We start from the raw sequence: 19,122 nt of genomic DNA, 5'->3' as shown, positions 1-19,122 counted from the left end.
TTGAAATATTTTCAAGTGAATTAAGAGGATTTTGTGTTTGCCTACAGGAAAACTTTACAAATCCGATATAATCTGATTTTGGCATAAAAAAAGGAATCAGCGTTGATAAACGTGATCTGCGGGAAACTTTTCTCTCCCGCAGATCACGCAGATTTTCGCGGAAATTAGGACTATTTATCCAGTCCGTATTTCTTCATATACCGGTCATAAAGTTCGGTCTGTTCATTACGCAGGTCAAGTTTTTTGCCCTGAATGAAAGCATAGGTAAGTTTATTACCGGTAATCTCAAGAGCATTGCCCTCAGAGATAAACAGAGTCGCGTCTTTACCTTTGGTAAGAGAGCCAACACGGTTATCAATACCGAATATTTTGGCTGTGTTGAGCGTTAAACCCTGCACTACATCTTCGAACGTGAGTCCGTACCCTGCCGCAGTTCCGGAGATAAATGGCAGATTTCTCACTTCTGAACCCTCACTACCAGATTCAAAACCAAACAAGATGCCATTCTGTTTGAGTATATACGGCAGCTTAAAAGGCATATCAATATCCTCTGATGAGGAATAGGGAAGTGAGTGAATCTTTCTGATGAGAACCGGGATAGTATACTCTTTCAGGAACGAAGTCACTTTGTATGACTCTGCGCCGCCGACTATGCCGATGCGTTTAATTCCTGACTGTTTTGCAAGTTCAACGGATGTGATGATATCCTTAGCATTGTTGACATGAATAAGCAATATCTGTTCGCCGGAGTAAAGCCCTTTCATTGCTTCAAAACGTATATTCGGTACTGCAGGATTTTTTGTTTTAGCATACGCTGCAGCTTCCTGGAAAAAGCCACGTACCTGGCTGAGATAATTATTATATCCTTCGCCAGTCTGCAGTTTCATTTCCTGAGCTCTGAAATCGGTTTCACTCATCCACCTGAGTTGAATTGCAGCATCCGGTTGGAGCACAGCATCCTCCCAGTTCCAGCCGTCAAGCTGCATCAGGGAAGAAGAGCCGGAAATCCATCCTCCTGTGGGGGTGGACTCTGCAATCAGCACACCATTGTTTCGAACGGTCGGGAGGATTTTAGAATCTGTATTGTAGGCGATCAGAGAACGGACGTTAGGGTTAAAAAATCCTGTTTCTGTGAAGTCGCGTGTCGCACGGACAGCTTCAATCTCTGTTAGTCCGAGTAGTGTGTTAGGCGCAATAAAACCAGGATAAATATGTTTGCCTTCGGCATCAATCACTTTTTTATAAGAAGATAAATCAGCATTACCGCTAAGAGAGTCAACCAGTGAAATTACTCCTCCGCTGAAACCTATCAGTGCATTCTGAATGACTCTTCCGTCACCGAGATGAGCGGTACCTCCTTTAATAAGGATTGGTTCTGACTGCGGTACGGCAGGAACAGGTTTTTGCGCGTTCAAGGAAAATACTGCTATGAGCAGTAAAGTAATGATTATATATGTCTTTTTCATCAGAAACCTCCTTCCGCGGTATAGTCATCAAGGAGCGTTTCGCATTCATAGTGCATCTCCTTTTTAATTTCAGGTTTTACGGCGGGTTCACCGCTCTTCTGTGCTGTTTGCATTTTCAATATAATTCTGTTTCGCTCTGCTCTTACATCATCTGCAGATTTATTATTCAGTTCACGGTCAAAATAGACAACTCCGTCAATAATAGTTTTTTCTGCCCGGCTTGCAACTGAGAGGGGATGTCCGTTCCAGATAACCAGGTCTGCATCCTTGCCGACTTTAATGCTTCCGATTTTATGGTCAAGTTTAAGCATCTTGGCCGGGTTGAGAGTGACGAATTTCAGTGCATCCTCTTCGGATATACTTCCGTACTTAATTGCTTTGGCTGCTTCCTGATTAAGCCGGCGTGCCATTTCTGCGTCATCAGAGTTAAACCCGACATTCAGTCCTGCCTGATGCATGATAGCGCCATTATGCGGAATTGCTTCATATACCTCAAACTTATACGCCCACCAGTCAGAAAATGAAGAAGCGCTTGCACCATGCTGTTTCATTTTATCAGCAACTTTATATCCCTCTAAGATATGAGTAAAGGTATTCACCTTAAAGCCCATAGAGTCGGCCACATGCAGGAGCATATTTATCTCAGACTGCACGTAAGAGTGACAGGTAATGTTTCGTTTACCTTCAAGGATTTCATTTATAGTTTCAAGGTCAAGGTCAACACGGAATGTGATTCCCCCGGTCTTTTTCTTTGCAGCGTATTCTCTTGCACGGGTGAAGAGGTCAAAATAGTACTGTTCAACACCCATGCGGGTTTGAGGATATCTTTCGTTTGAGTTATCACCCCAATTTGACTGCTTCACATTTTCCCCAAGCGCAAACTTGATGAACTTAGGAGCATCCTTAAACTTCAGACCATCAGCAGTACTGCCCCAGCGAAGTTTAATGATGGATGACTGCCCTCCTACCTGATTGGAAGAGCCGTGAAGCTGCTGTATGGTAGTTACCCCGCCTGAAAGCTGGCGGTATATATTAATGTCCTCAGGGTTCACTGCATCTTCAATTCTAACTTCCGCGCTTGAAGACTGAGTGCCTTCATTAACACCCGCGGTAATAGCAATATGTGAATGTTCATCAACGATTCCCGGAGTTACATGTTTTCCGTTTGCATTAATTACAGGAACACCTGAGGAAGCGGTAAGATTTTTACCTGTTTTACTGATGAGTCCGTTTTCAACCAGAATATCACTTTGTTCAAGAATTCCTTCCTTTTCATTTGTCCAGATGGTTGCATTCTTTATAAGCAATGACCCTGAGCCAGTCGGCAACTCTTTTTTACCGTATGCTTCAAACGGATAAATAATAGAGCCGGTTTCGGGTTTTGGTTTAACAGGCGATGGTGTGAAAACAAAGTCTGAGGTTCGCGCTGCTTTCCAGGTGAAGGTATTGCCGCCTGCATCCGTGCCAGTCCCGCTCAGCGTTTTGGCGCCGGTAAAAGTTCCGGAAAGCGTATATACTGTATCTCCTTTTGCATTGGTGAAGCGAATTGTCACAAGCTGAGAATTTAATGCAGCTTTTGTGCTTAGCGAAGTTCCGATAAGTTTTACTTCCGGCTTGCCTGGCTTGCCTTTTATTTCTGCTGTGAGTTCATTATTCAGATAACTGAGCCGGTAGGTGCCGCGGATTTCCTGTTCGGGAATTTCCGCATGACGATAACGCTTGCCTGAGACCCACGTTTCAAGCATCGAAGCATTTTCATCAAATAAATCACCGTCTGTTATTATCAGATTGGCAATATATCCCTGTTTTACTGCACCGAGCATGTTTTCTGCCTGAATAAGTTTTGCCGGAGTTTCAGTAAGAGCACGCAGCGCCTGAGCCGGGGTGAGTCCATACTGAATTGCTTTAAGCAGATTCTTTCTGAATTCTTTTTTATCCTTTAAACCGTCAAGAGTAAAGGCAAACGGAATATTCTTTTCCGCAAAGCGTGCCGGGTTAAAGGCAGCAAGTTCCCAATGCTTTAACGCTGAGAAAGGAATGAGATCAGCGTCAAACTGATTAGAAACCTCAAAGGATGCCGGGAAGTTTAGAGGCAGGATATAGGAGAAACCTGTTTTCTTTATTTCATCAATCCGCTGATATTCATTACCGCCGCCTTTTATCACGAACTGCATTTTGAATTCATCGGCAATCTTTTTGATGCGGAGTGAATTCTGCCAACCTTCCGCCTCAAAGAAGCGGGGGAGTGATTTTGTTTTATTATATATATCCAGCGACTGGTAATATTCTTTTGTGCCTGACTTCTGATACCAATCAGCATCATAAAAAAACTGACGCATAAGGGCTATGGCGCCAATGAGTGAGTTTGGATTTGCCTGAAGAGAAGTGCCCTTATTAAAAGAGTACCCGGTAACTGCCTCCGGTTGCAGGATATTCTCAACTTCATGCCCTGAACCGAGCAGAACAATTGGAAAGGTACCTCTTACGATACCATCTTTATAAACCGGAAGAGCGGCTCCAAAACCCAGAGTTCTCAGTTCCTCTGCTTCTTTTTCTTTAACGGTAAATGAACTGACTCCTGAGAATGAAGAACGGATTGCCTCATTCCAGTAGCTTTGTTTGTCTGAAGTTCTTTCGTATTTAGGACGGTTGGATGTCGGCGGCTGCCTTACGGGAGCGGGTAGTCCGTAGCCGGAATAGATATCAATAAAGGCCGGATAAATAATACGGCCAGAACAGTCAATGATGACCGCATCTGCCGGCACTGAAACTGAAGCCCCGACATTCAGTATTTTGCCGTTTTTTATGAGAAGAGTTGCCTTCTGTGGGGCAGAATCCCAGGAAGAAATCACCTGACCGTTCACCAGTGCATAAGTCACGTCCCTGACGTCTGTAGGTCCGTTTACCGGGTAGATTGATTGCGCGGATACAGAAATCTGCAATCCGTAGAAAATCGCAAAAAAGAAGCATAAAAGCCGGGTATTCATAATTCTATTGAGATTAAGTGGAAAAATTTAGTGTCAGAGCAGAAAAGATAAAGAAAATCTGGTATAATTCGGCAGAAAATGGTATATTTGTTTTCTAAAATAAATTTTACAGAGCAGGGTTGAGTCCCGAGAATCGGGAGTAGCTCGTCGGGGTGGGAAAAAAAAGTTTTACATCGCGGGGTGGAGTCCCGAGAATCGGGAGTAGCTCGTCGTGGTGGAGTAAAAAAAGTTTTACATCGCGGGGTTGAGTCCCGAGGATCGGGAGTAGCTCGTCGGGGTGGGGTTAAAAAAGTTTTACATCGCGGGGTGGAGCAATTGGTAGCTCGTCGGGCTCATAACCCGAAGGCTGTAGGTTCAAGTCCTGCCCCCGCTACCACGAAAAAAGGTCGTCGTAAGACGGCCTTTTTTGTTTTAAAGGATCGGGCTCATATTCCGAAAGCTTTTGCGATGTTGGTTCAAGTGGTGGTTCAAAAAGAATTTACATCACAGGGTGGGGTTAGAAAAGCTTTACATCGCGGGGTGGAGTCCTGAGAATCGGGAGTAGCTCGTCGGGCTCATAACCCGAAGGCTTTCGGAATGTAGGTTCAAGTTATGGGGTAAAAAAGTTTTACATCGCGGGGTGGAGTCCCGAGAATCGGGAGTAGCTCGTCGGACTCATAATCCGAAGGCTTTCGGGATGTAGGTTTCCCGAAGTCTCGGGACCCTCTCTACTGCAGGAAAAAGGTAGCTTAAACAGCAGCCTTTTTTCTTCAAAACCTAAGGTAAGCGGTCTCAAATTTAGAAAGCTTGCTTGATGCCTCACTATGCCGGTTATATCCTAATTCCTACCTTTTCAATATATTTACCCAAGCAATTTTCTCAAAGAAAGCATCCAGGAATTGAAAAGAGGTCAAATTTGAGCGATTCAACACCCCTCCTTGCCACTTATAAAGACGGAGTGCTGCACCTTCTTCAGAATGTTTCCGCCGAAGAACTTAAAGGGAAAGAGATTCGGGTAATCGTTGTGGATCATGCTCCATCAGAAGAGAACAAAAGGAAGCAATTCAAAGAAGTCCTTTTAAAATTAAGAGATTCATTGGCTTTTTCTGATTTGCCCGATGTAATTGACTGGCAAAAAAAGGAAAGGGAGGATCGTGAGTTTTTTAGCGGACAGTAACATTATTATTTATGCAATTATAGGGAAGCACAATGCCGCAATAGAATTTATCTCTGAGACCTTTCCAAGTGTTTCAGTTATCACCAAAATGGAAGTGTTAGGGTATCATAATTTAGATAGAACCCAGTTTGACGAGTTTCTGAACTTCTTTAAAATTATAAATGTAATTCCTCTTACCAACCCAATCGTCAATAAAACTATAGAAATCAGAAAGTACAGAAAGATAAAACTTGCTGATGCCATTATTGAGCAACTGCTATTGTTAGCAATCTGACACTTGTTACAGCAAATCTCGAAGATTTTAAGAATATTCCGGGGCTGTCTGTTCTAAATATTTTCGCAACATAGAATTTTGGTAATTTGATATTGGGTTCGAATCAAAATTCGAGCAAAAAAATTCTATTTGCTTGAGCTCTTTTTATTGATTTCCGTTTTAATGCAAGTTTCGTAAGGTTTCATGACACTACCGGTAATCCGAAAAATTATGGTTAATAAACCTGATTTCCTCAATGAAAAGCATCCAGGTGGCGGGTTTTTTCTTAGAATCCCGTCTTCCGGAGTGCTCATCGGCAAAGTCCTTAATTTAGCCGTGAATATTCAAAATTCTAATTAGTGCCCCAACCCATATCCGTTTTAAGAGAAAAAACAGTATCTTTCATGTTGTTTTTAGCATTTTACATCATAATTCACTATCTGCATGAAAATTGAACAAAAGAGATGGACGGCCCTCCGTGGCTGGCAGACTATCTCTGAGCCGCTTTCTGATTCAGCCGCGCAACTGGTTCTGGTTTTTGGAGGCAGGGCACAGCTGGAAAATAGTGATAGATTTTTTGAGATTAAAAAAATGTATCCGCACGCAAGAATTCTGCTCAACACTACTTCCGGGGAGATTCTTGATACCCGTGTAACGGACGACACCCTTGCCCTGACCGCAGTATACTTCCAGAAAACAAGCCTGCATTTTTCATCCGTGACCATGTCAGAGTGTGGAGACAGCCATATTGCCGGTCTCAAACTGGCAGAAAAACTCCCCGCTGACGGACTCGTTCATGTTTTTGTAATCTCTGACGGCCAGATGGTCAATGGCACTGAACTTATTAATGGGATGACCGCAAAACTTCCCCCGCAGGTTGCTATTACCGGCGGACTTGCCGGGGACGGAGCCAACTTCAGTAAAACTCTTGTTGGAATTGATGCCCCTCCCTCTGAGGGAAATCTTGTTGCTGTTGGATTTTACGGGAGTCATTTAAAGGTTGGTTACGGTTCCTTCGGAGGATGGGACCCATTCGGTCCGGAGAGGCTGATCACCAAAGCAGAAAAAAACATTCTGTATGAACTTGATAATCACTCCGCCCTTGAGCTCTATAAACTCTATCTTGGCGATAAAGCCGATGGGTTACCGGGCACAGCTCTGCTTTTTCCGCTCAGCATCAGAACACCCGATGGAAGTGAAGCAATAGTACGCACGGTACTAAATATATCAGAAGAAGATCAGAGCATGACCTTTGCAGGCAATATGCCAAAAGGAACTTATGCCCGTCTGATGAGAGCGAATTTTGACCGGCTTATTGAAGGAGCGACCAAAGCCGCTTCTATAAGCCGGGAACCGCTTGGCGCATCAGAGCCGGAGCTTGCAATCCTGATAAGCTGTGTTGGGCGTAAACTGGTGCTTGACCGTCAGATTGAAAAAGAAGTTGACAGCGTCAGGAGCATCTTTGGAAGAAAGACAAAACTGACCGGATTTTATTCCTATGGTGAAATCTCCCCCGGATTTCACGCCGGCAGATGTGAACTTCACAATCAGACTATGACCATTACCACTTTTCGCGAGGAGTAAAGAGATGCGGATATATAGTGCAATACGGAATCCTGCTGTATGATGCGGTATCTGTTTGCCCTGTATATATTTACGCTGACACTTTTTCCTCAGGACAGCCTTCTTTTTGTAATCCACGTTGACGATATTTACTCACGGAACGTAACTTACCCTGCGGGAATTCTGCCGTTTCAGCACATTGTTGAACAGCGGGGCGGTAAAGTAACATGGGCGGTAATGCCTCACCGGCTTATTGAAGATATGAATTTAAGCGGAAAACTTTCAGCCGAACTGCGCGCAACCATTGCGGGCGGTCATGAGATCAGCCAGCACGGATATATCCATATCTGCCAGCGCTGCGGTCAGTCCAGTCATGAGATGTTCTGCACGACGCAATCCTATCATTTTCCTTATCAGAATCAGATGGATCTGATACGGCAGGGGCTGGAACTGTTGCGTGACTCAGTCGGTGTTGTGCCTGTCAGTTTTGTTCCGCCGGGGCATCAGGTGGACTCAGTTACGTTTCAGGTTCTGCTGGACAGCAGCTTTCAGTTCATCTCAACCACCGGCTCAACAAAGCAGAATATATATAAGAATCTCTACAACCTTGCACCCCACAACGAATATACCTGGCAGATTACGCCCGAACAGTATCAGAGCCGCCTTACATCAGCACTTGCGGATATACGAAGCAAAGCGCAGACTGCCGGATACTACTGCCTGCTGCTTCATGATCCTTTTATCCGTCCGGCATATCAGGACAGCATCGTGCTGCGGTGGACAGGTGAACTGCTTGATTCGGTAAACGCAGAATACGGCAATAAAGTGCGCTACCGGACGGTGAGTCAGGCAGCTGCATCATTCCGCGGGCCGATGAGCAGCACGAGGGAGGAAATTGCCCTTGTACCTGAGAAGATGATGATTTTGCAGAGCTATCCGAATCCGTTCAATCCGGTAACTACGATACATTTTCGATTAATAGAATCTGGATACACGAAGCTTAGCATTTATAACGTTGCTGGTGAAGAAATCAGGGTACTACTGGATGAAAATTTGCCGGCAGGCTGGCATCTGCAAAATTTTCATGCGGGTGACCTTACCTCAGGTATCTATTTCGTTCATCTGAAACAGAACCGATACAATGTTTATCATAAGATATTGCTGATAAAGTAGGGGTTCTTCTATTAGCGCTGTATTAGGGAGCCTTCAAAAATGCGATTGAAAGAACTTTTTGCCGTTGGTTCTGTTCTGTTTTTAGCCCTTCTCTATCTTTACTTTTTTACACCTCCTTTTACATCACAGCATCCGGCATTTTCACTTTCGTGGGATCATCACCATTATATGTATATGGCTGAACACCCGTTGTTTGAGTTCTACATTTCTCCGTATTGCTGGAGAATCCTGAATCCTTTGTTGGCTAAACTAATGCCATTTTCTTTAGAGACAAATTTCCGTGTTCTAAGTTTTATTGCACTGCTTGGGGCATCCATTTTTCTTTACCTGCTGCTCAGGACAATCGGATTCACAAGAATACTTTCATTGTTTGGTGCTTTACTTTTTATTTCACTCGGTTGGGCAACCAGTTATAATCTGTACAATTTTTGGCTGACGGATTCTCTGGCGTTTTTCTTTATAACTGCCGGTCTCTGGGCTATTTATAAAAAGAACGATTTATTGTTTTTGTTCATACTTACGATTGGGGTAACAGCAAAGGAAACAGTATTTTTTCTTGCTCCGCTTTATTTTACCATAAAGACCGGACGCACATTTGAATGGCATCTTCTTTTGCGTACGGTTCTTCTTGCAGTCCCTGCAGCTACAGTCCTGTTATTATTACGCCTGGCTGTACCATCCTTAAACGGCGATGATGAATATGTTCTGTCACTTCCTCCGGATCAAAGAGAGATGCATATTTATACTTTAGAATACATGATTAAGAATATTGCCCTACTAAGACTTAATGACTTCGGCTTAAAGGATCTGATCACTTTTTCTGCCGGTACATTTGGGATTTCTTTACTGTTACTACCGTTTTTGTTTTTGCGAAGTAATTACAAATCTTTACTAAGATTCCTCCCATTGTATTTACTGAGCTTAATGTCAATCGCGTTTGCATATAATACAGAGAGGCTTATTGTTGCGGCATTTCCCGTTTTTATCATTATGAGCACTGAAAGTGCAAGGCAGTTAATCAAAAGATTCCCGGCACCGGATATTCTTTTGCTGATACTTCCGGTAATATTGATTCTTCTTCACGGGACGAAAAATGCTTTTGTGCTCAGTTATCTGCTTGAATCTTTGGTGCTCTTGGGGTTTTTGTCACTCATAATATTCACCGGTGAAAGTGAAAACAAGCTGATCCTGGCGCTGAAGAGATGGTCTGATGAAACCAGATGATTTCTTATTGAATTGCGGAAATTAATTATTGGGAGCAGGCGGTAATTACGGTGTGGAGTAGTTTAAAATAATGGGGCGGCAGAGTTCATTACCCTGAATCTGCCGCCGGGAAAAGTATAATTTATTTTAATTCTTTATATACGGAGTCAGTTTCTGAACGAGGTGCTGCTTGGGGACTGCACCGATAACTCCGTCAACTGCTTTGCCGTTCATGAAGATGCCGATTGTCGGGATGCTTCTGATGCCAAACTGGGTTGCAATCATCGGGTTTTCATCAGTGTTAATTTTGACCACTTTTACGGTGTCTTTATATTCCTGAGCGATTTCTTCCACAACCGGGGCAACCATTCTGCAGGGGCCGCACCAGGGAGCCCAGAAGTCAACAAGCACGGGCTTGTCTGATTTGAGCACCAGTTCATCAAATGTTGAGTCAGTTCCTTCGATAGCGTATTTCATTGTGTTCCTTATTATTAAAAATTCTAAAAAGTATGATGCCGGCATTCAGGCGGGGGATTCAAAAAAACTTTCGGAATAGATTACCAGACCTGCCCCCGTGTACTTTTTTACCGTTTCTGAGTGAACTATCAGGCCTTATTCAGGGTTATAGTTATCAGTAAACAAACAGAAATCAGATGAAAAAAGCAGTTTTAATTTTCTTTTTAGCACTTACAGTTCTTCATGCCCAGAATAATCAGGGAGTGATATCAGGAACCGTCATTGACGCAACCTCTAAACAGCCCTTGCCGTTTGCCAACGTTTTTGTTGTTGAAACCAGCGGCGGTGCGGCAACCGATCTGGACGGAAAATATTCCATTACCCGGCTTGAACCCGGCAGTTACCGGGTAAGGGTTTCAGCGGTTGGGTATACTACCGTAACCAAGACGGATATTACGGTATCAAACGCAAAGCCAGCGGTCATTAATTTTGAACTTATGCCATCGGTAATTGAACTGGAAGGGGTAACGGTAACCTCCGACTATTTTTCCCGCAGTCTTACTGAAATTAACAGTGTTACCTATTTCGGATACGAGGAGATCCGCCGTGCTCCGGGGGGATTTGAGGATGTTGTTCGTGCCCTTTCAATACTGCCGGGAGTGGCCGTTGCCGAGGCTGGCCGGAACGACCTGATCGTCCGCGGTGGTGCCCCGTCAGAAAATCTTTATCTGGTGGACGGATTTGAAGTGCCGAATATCAACCATTTTGGCAATCAGGGGGCTACCGGTGGTCCGCTCAGTTTTATCAATCTTGACTTTGTTGATGAAACCTCATTTGCCACAGGAGGTTTCCCTGTTATGTATGGTGATAAACTTTCATCTGTACTGCAGATAAAACTGCGCGAGGGAAGAAATGACCGGGCAGGCGGCAAGGCAACTATCTCGGCCTCGCAGTTTGGTTTAAACCTTGAAACCCCTGTTACATCCAACTCTTCGCTGCTTTTCTCAGCAAGAAGAAGCTACCTTGATTTTATATTTAAAGCTGCCGGTTTTGGTTTTGTTCCGGAATACTATGACGTTCTCGGAAAGTACTCATGGAATATTGACAAGACTTCAAAGCTTTCATATCTTTTTGTATCGGCTTTTGATAATGTCCGTTATTTCAACGAAACGGAAGATCAGCGTTTTGAAAATTCCAGAGTGCTCGGAAGCGACCAGATACAGTATCTGACAGGTCTCTCTTACCGGAAACTTTTCAGCAATGGTTTCTTTGATGTGCTGCTTTCAAGGAATTTTACTGACTTTAATACCTCACAGCGGGACTCACTGCTGAATCCGATTTTCCTTAATGAGTCGCTCGAAGCAGAAAATAAACTGAAAGCTGAAGCAGTACTGAAGTTCGGCAAGAAAACTGAACTGAACATCGGTGGAGATATAAAACTTATCAAGTTCAGAGCGGATATAAAGCTCGCATCGTTCAGAACCACGTTTGGTGACATCCTCCCATTGGATTCCACCAGCGTTGCTCAGAACTTTCTGAAAGGCGGGCTTTTTGCCAATTATACGTACATGCTTACCGACCGCATGACAGCAAATGCCGGAGTACGTCTTGATTATTTTGATGAAATAGAGACGAAGCAGTATATAAGCCCCCGCTTTGCACTTTCCTACATGTTTTCGCCGCTGTTCAGCGTGAATTTTTCTGCGGGAGTTTACCGTCAGTCACCTTCATATATCTGGCTTGCATCATTCCCTGAGAATAAGCGGCTTAAAAGTATCCGGACCGATCAGTATATACTCGGCTTCGACTACCGCCTCAGAGAAGACGCACAGCTTAAAGTTGAGGGATATTACAAAGACTATAGCGATTATCCTGCTTCATTGGTCAGGCCCTATCTGGTGCTGGCTAATACCGGAGCCGGTTTCTCCGGTTCGGAGGATAATTTTTCATCATTTGGCCTCGAACCGCTTTCAAGTGAAGGAACAGGGTATGCCCGCGGAATTGAGTTTTCCATCCAGAAGAAACTTTCAGATATACGGGCTTATGGAATCATGAGTTTCACCCTTGGTGAAGCTAAATTCACCGCTCGTGACGGAATCGCCAGAACCGGTACCTATGATCAGACGGTTATTTTTAATCTGAGCGGCGGATACAAGTTTAATGAAGCATGGGAGATGAGCATGAAATTCCGATATGCGACCGCAAAGCCGCGAACCCCGTTTAATGCTGACGGCTCTCAGAGCGTCGCGCTTTATAACACAGTCCGCAGTGACAATCCTCACGCTCTGGATCTCCGGGTTGATAAGAGATGGTTTTTTGAAAACCTGACCCTTATTACCTACCTTGATGTGCAGAATGTTTATAACAACACCAAGACCGGAAGCGTCCGCTGGAACCCGAGAGAGCAGAAAGCTGAACTAAACTCCTCAATCGGCATACTTCCCTCAATTGGAGTATCGCTGGAGTTTTGACGGGGATTCTCAGCATAATCTAAGTTCCTCATAAATTTAAGCGGAAAGAAGCATTGCTTCTTTCCGCTTTTTTATTGTTGTGCGGTACCCTCATTTAACCCCGGAATTTAGGTAAAAAGGGCTATTTTACCTGATTATTTTCAAATTATTCTGTAAATGACGCATAAGACATTTCTGATTTTCTCCATTCTGGCGGTTGTCTCCTTCTCAGCCGGAGCTCAGCAATTTTCCGAAAGAAAACCAGCCGGCATTGTTGGAGGTAAAATTATTTCTACGGATGAGTTTATACAGCGCTATGAGCTGAATCCCAAACCGGGAATGAAACCTAAGGATAAAAATCTTGGTGTGCGGCTCGAGTTCCTGCAGTCGCTCATTGCTGAAAAACTATGGGCACGCGAGGCAGAGTCTCTTGGTCTTGACTCAACGGAGGCGATGCTCATCGCAGCTGAATCGTTAGAAAATATGTTTCTTCGTGACGCTCTTTATAAAAAAGAAATCCGGGAAAAAATCAGTATAACGGATAAAGAGCTCTTTGCTTCGTTAAAGAAGTACAGGACAAAATATTATGTGAATTATCTGATCACCTGGGATGATGAAGAAGTAGCCGCGCTTCACAATCTGCTGAAGCAGGGTGTTCCGTTCGATACCATCCTGAGCGCCCGTCCTGAAAATGAAGAACAGCCGGGACCGGTTGAAATTGTTTACGGGCAGATGCCTGATGAGATTGAAGATTCACTCTTCAGTATGGAGCCGGGAATGTTTACCGGCCCGCTTGAATCGCCTGACGGTTTATATATATTCTTCGTCCGGAATAAAGTGCTGCAAACCTCTCAAACCATGACCCCGGAGGATGAACTGAAGGATGCAGAAAAAATCCTCCGTGCCCGCAAAGAGCAGAAGCGATTCCGTGAATATCTGACCGGCTTTATGAAAGGGAAGCAGGTAACTATCTCTGCCCCATTCCTGAAATACTTCTCCATTAAACTGCATGATGCCATGATGCAGAAGCAGATTGAAGAAAAGATAACAGACTGGGAAAAACTTGAAGTATCAGCACGCGATGTTAACCGTTTTCTGAACTCCATCCCGGCAGACTCCCAGCAGATGAATTTTATTCAGGTGGACGACCGGGTATATTCTCTTAGAAAATATTTCCTGCTTGAGGCATTTAACGGTCTTAATTTTGAGGATATCCGTGCTGAAGAACTCTTCCGCAACTTCCACCGGCGCATCAGAAAATTTATTGAGTATGACCAGCTTGCTGTTGAGGCAAGAAAACTGGGATTGCTGAATCTGCCGGAGGTTCAGACCGATATTACGATGTGGAGGGATAATTATCTGTTTCAATCTCTCCGCTCACAGTTTTATGATTCTGTTACCGTGACAGAGCAGGAGGCAATAGACTATTATAAAAGATATAATAAAGAGATTCACTATCCCGCTCAGGTTAATATCCTTGAGATACTGAGTGATAATCAGGAAACGATTGCCTATTGCCTTGATTTGATAAACTCCGGCGCTGATTTCCGCGCGGTGGCTGATTCGTTTACCATCCGCAAGTCCACACAGGGTAAAGGCGGAGAATTTGGCTGGTTCCCGGTGATTATGTACGGTGAACTCGGTCGTATTGCCGCTGACCTGCAGGTAGGTGATATATATGGCCCGATTAAAACTTCAGACGGATATTCGCTGATTAAACTGATCGGCAAGAAAGAAGACTACATTGAATATCCGAAAAAATCGTACGAGCAGCTTAAACATGAGATCAAGGCCAACATTGGGTATGGCCGTCTGAAAAGCAAAATTGATAATTACACCGCGTCACTTGCCGTTAAGTACGGCATTTCCATGGATCCTGATGTCCTTGGCGGGCTGGATCTTACTGAGATTAACTCCATCGGCATGCGGTATCTCGGTTTTGGCGGCTCTGTTACCGGCGTGCCGATTATCGCGCCGAACTTTGACTGGTACCCCCGTTATCTTCAAATGCTGAAAGCGCTTCCCTGAACTGATGTATATCCTCGGAATTTCAGCTTTTTATCATGACTCGGCCGTGGCCTTCGTTAAAGAGGGGCAGATTATCTATGCTGCACAGGAAGAACGGTTCTCCCGCAAAAAACATGACCACCGATTCCCTGAAAAGGCACTGGAAAACTGTCTGATATATACGGGGATTAAACCCGAAGATATTTCTCTGGTTGCCTTTTATGACAAACCGTTTCTTAAGTTTGAACGGCTTCTTGAAACCTACCTGATGTATGCTCCTGCAGGTATCCGTTCTTTTATCAAAGCAATGCCTCTCTGGATGAGGGAAAAACTGTGGATGAAAGATATGATAGCAAAGAGACTGAATTACTCTGGCAAAATCATCTTCCCTGAACATCATGAGTCTCACGCAGCGTCAGCATTTTTTCCGTCACCGTTTGATGAAGCTGCGATACTCACCATTGACGGAGTAGGGGAGTGGGCAACAACAACATATGGTGTTGGCAAAGGGAATGATATTCAGCTTCACGCGGAAATCCGTTTTCCTCATTCGCTTGGGCTGCTCTACTCTGCCTTTACCTATCATACCGGCTTTCGCGTTAACAGCGGGGAATACAAACTGATGGGGCTTGCTCCCTATGGCAAACCGGTATATAAGGATACAATTTACAAACATCTGATTGATATTAAGGATGACGGCTCCTTCAGCATGAACATGAAGTATTTTGACTACTGCGCCGGTTTAACCATGACCAATAAGCGGTTTAGTGATGTATTTGACGGGCCGCCCCGTGAGCCAGAGTCACAAATCACTCAGCGTGAGATGGATCTTGCCCGTTCCGTGCAGGATGTCACTGAAGAAATCGTCCTGAAAATGGCACGGTATATACGCAAAGAGACCGGTCAGAAAAATCTGGTGCTCGCAGGCGGTGTAGCTCTCAACTGTGTCGCAAACGGAAAAATTCTGCAGGAAAAAATTTTTGATGATATCTGGATTCAGCCCGCGGCAGGTGACGCAGGGGGGGCGCTCGGTGCCGCACTGGCCGGTTACTATTTATATCAGAAGAATCAAAGGACTGTTCCTTCGAAATCTGATTCACAGTCCGGTTCTTATTTAGGCTCTCATTTCACCAATGACGAGATTGAATCATTCCTAAGGACGAATGCTATTCCTTTTCAGAAGTTTAGTGACAGTGAAGTGATCGAAAGAACTGCAGATCTGATTGCTGATGAAAAAGTAGTAGGGTGGTTTTCCGGCAGGATGGAGTTTGGTCCCCGTGCGCTTGGCGGCAGAAGTATCCTCGGTGATGCCCGCTCCCCAAAGATGCAGTCCGTCATGAATTTAAAAATAAAATTCCGTGAAAGTTTCCGTCCTTTTGCCCCCTCGGTGCTCAGAGAGAAAACCGCTGAGTGGTTTGAGATGGATTATGACAGTCCCTATATGCTTTTGGTGGCTGATGTTAAAAAAGAGAAGCAGAGGGAAATTTCAGAGGAACAGCAGAATTTGTTCGGCATTGATCTGGTTAATCAGGTCAGATCCGAGATTCCCGCTGTTACCCATGTGGACTATTCTGCACGCATCCAGACAGTTCATAAAGAGACCAATCCCCGTTATTATGCTTTAATAGAGGCATTTTACCGGAAAACCGGATGTCCTGTTATCATCAATACATCGTTTAATGTGAGGGGGGAACCGATAGTCTGCACCCCTGAGGATGCTTACCGGTGCTTTATGAGAACTAAAATGGACTATCTGGTGTTAGAGAATTATATTATCGACAAAACCCTTCAGCCGGAGCCAAAAGAAGGCAGCGGATGGATGAAAGAATATCAGTTAGATTAGATTGTATGTTAAAAGAAGAAATAAAAAATATTGACAATTCCCCGAAAACCCTGCGCAATTTCGGGATAACCATTGGCGGGGTGATGCTGCTTATCGGGCTGTGGGGAATGTATTCCTCAGGCGGCTGGGGTATCTGGCTGGCCGGCGGAGGGGCACTTCTGATTGCTTTTGCCTTTATTGCATCAGCTTTCTTGAAACCTCTGAATCTGATCTGGATGACTCTGGCTATCATTATGGGGTGGTTCATGACACGGTTCATTCTGGGAGCGCTTTACTATTTGGTATTAACTCCTATCGGGCTATTTTTGCGAATCAGCGGTAAGGATTTACTCCACGCAAAAGCGAATCCGGCTGCCGCTACCTACTGGAAAAAAAGAGAGTATGCGATAAAGCAGCCCTCTGATTACGAAAAGCAGTTTTAATTTATCATGTCAAAATTATCTATCGTATCAGAACTCTGGCAGTTCCTGCGTGAACGGAAAAAATGGTGGCTGATGCCCATCGTTATTTTTCTGGTGCTGATTGGCGGTCTGCTGATTATCACCCAGGGTTCAGCCCTCGCCCCGTTTATATACGCACTGTTCTGAGGAAAAGTTCGCGCAAAGACGCCAGGGCGCAAAGAGTGTCCCGCAGATTAACGCAGAAATTTTGATCCGCGGAAATCAGCGCTGCTTTCGCATCTGTATAAAATCCGCGTCCCATCAAACCCGTTTCTGCATATAAAGGTACTGTGTCTTTCCTTCCTTATATTTACACATGCAAAAGAAAAATTCTACAAAATCAGTACAAACCGTAACGGTGCGCAGGCCGAAGAAGCGTATTCCCGTGGCCCGGAAGCCCTCCCGCGTAATGTCTGATAAATCTGGTTACAACCGCCAGAAGGAACGGATTAAGCTCAAGAAAAAACTCACCGGAGACGATGAGTAAAAAATCCCCTGCTGTTTCCGTAATTATTTCTTTTTATAAGAAGATAGATTATCTTATTCTTCTGCTTGAGGGGTTTAAGCAGCAGAGTTTCCGTGATTTTGAGGTTATCATAGCCGATGACGGTTCTCCTGCAGATATTGTCCGCCAGATCGAAAAACTCAGTGAAGATTTCCCTTTTCCTCTCAGGCATCTCTGGCAGGAGGACAAGGGATTCCGTAAAAACCGGATTCTTAACAGAGCTGTTGTTGCCGCCGGAGCTGAATATATACTCTTTGTTGATGGGGACTGCATTCCGCATCCTGAGTTTGTTAAGGAGCATTATCAGAACAGGGAAGAATCAACCGTGCTCACCGGAAGAAGGGTAAACCTCTCAGAAAAAATCACCTCGCAGATCACTCCTGAAAAAATCGCCGACGGCTGGTTGTGGAAAAAACCGTTTTCGCTTTATATGGACGGCATCTTTGGCAAATCGTATGATGTCGAGAAGGGGATATATATACGGAATGGTTACCTTCGTGACTTTATGAACCGCAAGAAACGGGGAGTGCTGGGCTGCAATTTTTCCGCCTTCAAGGATGATCTGCTTGCCGTAAACGGTTTTGATGAGCGTTATGAGGCCCCCTCAATCGGCGAGGACTCTGACATCCAGTTTAGGATGGAACTTACCGGATGTGATCTGAAGTCACTCAACGGCATTGCGGTTCAGTACCACCTCTATCACAAACTCCAGCCCCGGCTACAGGTTAATTTAGACCTCTTTGAACAGGTCAAATCAGAAAAGCTGGCATTCACCCCCTTCGGAATAAAAAGCAGCTGATCTCATTCGCGCCATTCGTGGCAAAGTGTAACACGAATTACACGAATTTGGGACACGAATTCCACGAATTTGGGACACGAATTCCACGAATTTGGGACACGAATTCCACGAATTTGATACACGAATTCCACGAATTCCACGAATTTGGGACACGAATTCCTCGAATCTGAGACACGAATTCCACGAATCTGAGACACGAATTCCACGAATTGATCCTCTTTACCCTCAATAATTCATACTTCATCCTTCATAATTCATACTTCACAATTCATAATTCCTTAACTTTTTTTCTTTGGAAATCTGAAATCTCCCTAATATATTGAACCCTTATTTCTAAAAGTTATTATTTTCTAAGGTAAATAATGGTAAATGACTTAGATATTAAGATTCTTAATATCCTTCAGGAAAAAGGACGCACCAAAAGGAGCGAAATTGCCGAGAAAATCGGTATGTCCATCCCGTCGGTAAGCGAACGGATGAATAAACTGGAAGAAAAGGGGATTATTCAGGGGTATTACGCCAAATTAGACAAAAAGTTTTTCAACTACGATATTATGGCCTTCATTATGGTCAGGAGTGAGTCTTCCAAGCATTATAAGGCACTCACCCAGAAAGCGGAAAAGAACCCCTACATTCTGGAATGTCACTCAATCCTCGGGGAGGGCAGCCATCTGCTTAAAGCGGTAGTTAAAAATACCGATGCTCTGGAGAAACTGCTTTCGGAAATCCAGTCATGGCCGGGAGTGCTCTCAACCCAGACGAATTTCGTCCTCTCAACTTCCAAAGAAACTGCAAGAATTGAATTATAACATCACAAATAA

At 44.3% G+C, this 19,122-nt stretch carries 15 protein-coding genes and 1 tRNA gene; 13 read left to right on the top strand and 3 right to left on the bottom strand.

Annotation, left to right across the window (positions count from 1 at the left end):
- Positions 1 to 170: 170 nt before the first annotated feature.
- A complete protein-coding gene (locus HRU80_14305; protein QOJ29975.1) occupies positions 171 to 1,466 on the bottom strand; it encodes an amidohydrolase family protein in 1,296 nt (431 codons plus the stop codon).
- The gene (locus tag HRU80_14300; GenBank protein ID QOJ29974.1) at positions 1,466 to 4,453 is read right to left on the bottom strand and encodes an amidohydrolase family protein; all 2,988 of its coding nucleotides are present in this window, start codon (positions 4,451 to 4,453) and stop codon (positions 1,466 to 1,468) included. The genes HRU80_14305 and HRU80_14300 overlap by 1 nt, the downstream gene beginning before the upstream one ends.
- A gap of 300 nt (positions 4,454 to 4,753) precedes the next feature.
- On the opposite strand from HRU80_14300, the gene HRU80_14295 reads away from it, so the two are divergent.
- The 6 genes from HRU80_14295 to HRU80_14270 all read left to right on the top strand — a co-directional run bounded on the left by HRU80_14295 (position 4,754) and on the right by HRU80_14270 (position 9,822).
- Positions 4,754 to 4,829 (top strand) — tRNA-Met (locus HRU80_14295).
- A 414-nt stretch (positions 4,830 to 5,243) separates the two neighbouring features.
- Positions 5,244 to 5,609 (top strand): hypothetical protein, encoded by a 366-nt coding sequence (locus HRU80_14290; protein ID QOJ29973.1) that lies wholly within the window; start codon positions 5,244 to 5,246, stop codon positions 5,607 to 5,609.
- The gene (locus tag HRU80_14285) at positions 5,587 to 5,883 is read left to right on the top strand and encodes a type II toxin-antitoxin system VapC family toxin (GenBank protein QOJ29972.1); all 297 of its coding nucleotides are present in this window, start codon (positions 5,587 to 5,589) and stop codon (positions 5,881 to 5,883) included. Before HRU80_14290 ends, HRU80_14285 begins: the two co-directional genes overlap by 23 nt.
- 423 nt (positions 5,884 to 6,306) lie before the next feature.
- Positions 6,307 to 7,446: an FIST C-terminal domain-containing protein gene (locus HRU80_14280; protein QOJ29971.1), complete on the top strand. Its 1,140-nt coding sequence runs from the start codon at positions 6,307 to 6,309 to the stop codon at positions 7,444 to 7,446.
- A gap of 39 nt (positions 7,447 to 7,485) precedes the next feature.
- Positions 7,486 to 8,598: a DUF2334 domain-containing protein gene (locus HRU80_14275; protein QOJ29970.1), complete on the top strand. Its 1,113-nt coding sequence runs from the start codon at positions 7,486 to 7,488 to the stop codon at positions 8,596 to 8,598.
- 39 nt (positions 8,599 to 8,637) lie between these two features.
- Positions 8,638 to 9,822 carry a hypothetical protein gene (locus HRU80_14270; GenBank protein ID QOJ29969.1) on the top strand — a complete coding sequence of 395 codons (1,185 nt, stop codon included), beginning with the start codon at positions 8,638 to 8,640 and terminating at the stop codon, positions 9,820 to 9,822.
- A gap of 126 nt (positions 9,823 to 9,948) precedes the next feature.
- Here the strand turns inward: HRU80_14270 and trxA are convergent, their stop codons facing one another.
- On the bottom strand, positions 9,949 to 10,278 hold the full coding sequence (gene trxA, locus HRU80_14265; protein ID QOJ29968.1) for a thioredoxin: 330 nt from the start codon (positions 10,276 to 10,278) through the stop codon (positions 9,949 to 9,951).
- Positions 10,279 to 10,454: 176 nt separating this feature from the next.
- On the opposite strand from trxA, the gene HRU80_14260 reads away from it, so the two are divergent.
- From HRU80_14260 to HRU80_14230, 7 genes are all read left to right on the top strand, one after another.
- Positions 10,455 to 12,728, top strand: coding sequence for a carboxypeptidase-like regulatory domain-containing protein (locus HRU80_14260; protein QOJ29967.1), 2,274 nt, complete (start codon positions 10,455 to 10,457; stop codon positions 12,726 to 12,728).
- 156 nt (positions 12,729 to 12,884) lie between these two features.
- On the top strand, positions 12,885 to 14,735 hold the full coding sequence (locus HRU80_14255; GenBank protein QOJ29966.1) for a peptidyl-prolyl cis-trans isomerase: 1,851 nt from the start codon (positions 12,885 to 12,887) through the stop codon (positions 14,733 to 14,735).
- A gap of 4 nt (positions 14,736 to 14,739) precedes the next feature.
- Positions 14,740 to 16,557, top strand: a complete 1,818-nt coding sequence (locus HRU80_14250; protein QOJ29965.1) for a carbamoyltransferase — start codon at positions 14,740 to 14,742, stop codon at positions 16,555 to 16,557.
- Complete coding sequence (locus tag HRU80_14245; GenBank protein QOJ29964.1) at positions 16,530 to 16,979, top strand: hypothetical protein; 450 nt, start codon at positions 16,530 to 16,532, stop codon at positions 16,977 to 16,979. Before HRU80_14250 ends, HRU80_14245 begins: the two co-directional genes overlap by 28 nt.
- 6 nt (positions 16,980 to 16,985) lie before the next feature.
- A complete protein-coding gene (locus tag HRU80_14240) occupies positions 16,986 to 17,144 on the top strand; it encodes a hypothetical protein (GenBank protein QOJ29963.1) in 159 nt (52 codons plus the stop codon).
- 332 nt (positions 17,145 to 17,476) lie between these two features.
- The gene (locus HRU80_14235; protein QOJ29962.1) at positions 17,477 to 18,301 is read left to right on the top strand and encodes a glycosyltransferase; all 825 of its coding nucleotides are present in this window, start codon (positions 17,477 to 17,479) and stop codon (positions 18,299 to 18,301) included.
- A 362-nt stretch (positions 18,302 to 18,663) separates the two neighbouring features.
- Entirely contained in the window at positions 18,664 to 19,110 is a 447-nt protein-coding gene (locus HRU80_14230) for an Lrp/AsnC family transcriptional regulator (GenBank protein QOJ29961.1), read from the top strand.
- The last annotated feature ends 12 nt before the right edge of the window (positions 19,111 to 19,122 follow it).

Source organism: Ignavibacteriales bacterium (assembly GCA_015709675.1).
Classification (GTDB): Bacteria; Bacteroidota; Ignavibacteria; order Ignavibacteriales; family Ignavibacteriaceae; genus H2-BAC3.
The sequence above is the reverse complement of the archived record's forward strand: the minus strand, read 5'-3'. Positions and strand labels throughout refer to the sequence as shown.

Coding starts and splice junctions, on each gene's coding strand:
- HRU80_14305 (QOJ29975.1), bottom strand. CDS start 1,466: ATGAAAAAGACATATATAATCATTACTTTACTGCTCATAGCAGTATTT.
- HRU80_14300 (QOJ29974.1), bottom strand. CDS start 4,453: ATGAATACCCGGCTTTTATGCTTCTTTTTTGCGATTTTCTACGGATTG.
- HRU80_14280 (QOJ29971.1), top strand. CDS start 6,307: ATGAAAATTGAACAAAAGAGATGGACGGCCCTCCGTGGCTGGCAGACT.
- HRU80_14275 (QOJ29970.1), top strand. CDS start 7,486: ATGATGCGGTATCTGTTTGCCCTGTATATATTTACGCTGACACTTTTT.
- HRU80_14270 (QOJ29969.1), top strand. CDS start 8,638: ATGCGATTGAAAGAACTTTTTGCCGTTGGTTCTGTTCTGTTTTTAGCC.
- trxA (QOJ29968.1), bottom strand. CDS start 10,278: ATGAAATACGCTATCGAAGGAACTGACTCAACATTTGATGAACTGGTG.
- HRU80_14260 (QOJ29967.1), top strand. CDS start 10,455: ATGAAAAAAGCAGTTTTAATTTTCTTTTTAGCACTTACAGTTCTTCAT.
- HRU80_14255 (QOJ29966.1), top strand. CDS start 12,885: ATGACGCATAAGACATTTCTGATTTTCTCCATTCTGGCGGTTGTCTCC.
- HRU80_14250 (QOJ29965.1), top strand. CDS start 14,740: ATGTATATCCTCGGAATTTCAGCTTTTTATCATGACTCGGCCGTGGCC.
- HRU80_14245 (QOJ29964.1), top strand. CDS start 16,530: ATGGATGAAAGAATATCAGTTAGATTAGATTGTATGTTAAAAGAAGAA.
- HRU80_14240 (QOJ29963.1), top strand. CDS start 16,986: ATGTCAAAATTATCTATCGTATCAGAACTCTGGCAGTTCCTGCGTGAA.
- HRU80_14235 (QOJ29962.1), top strand. CDS start 17,477: ATGAGTAAAAAATCCCCTGCTGTTTCCGTAATTATTTCTTTTTATAAG.
- HRU80_14230 (QOJ29961.1), top strand. CDS start 18,664: ATGGTAAATGACTTAGATATTAAGATTCTTAATATCCTTCAGGAAAAA.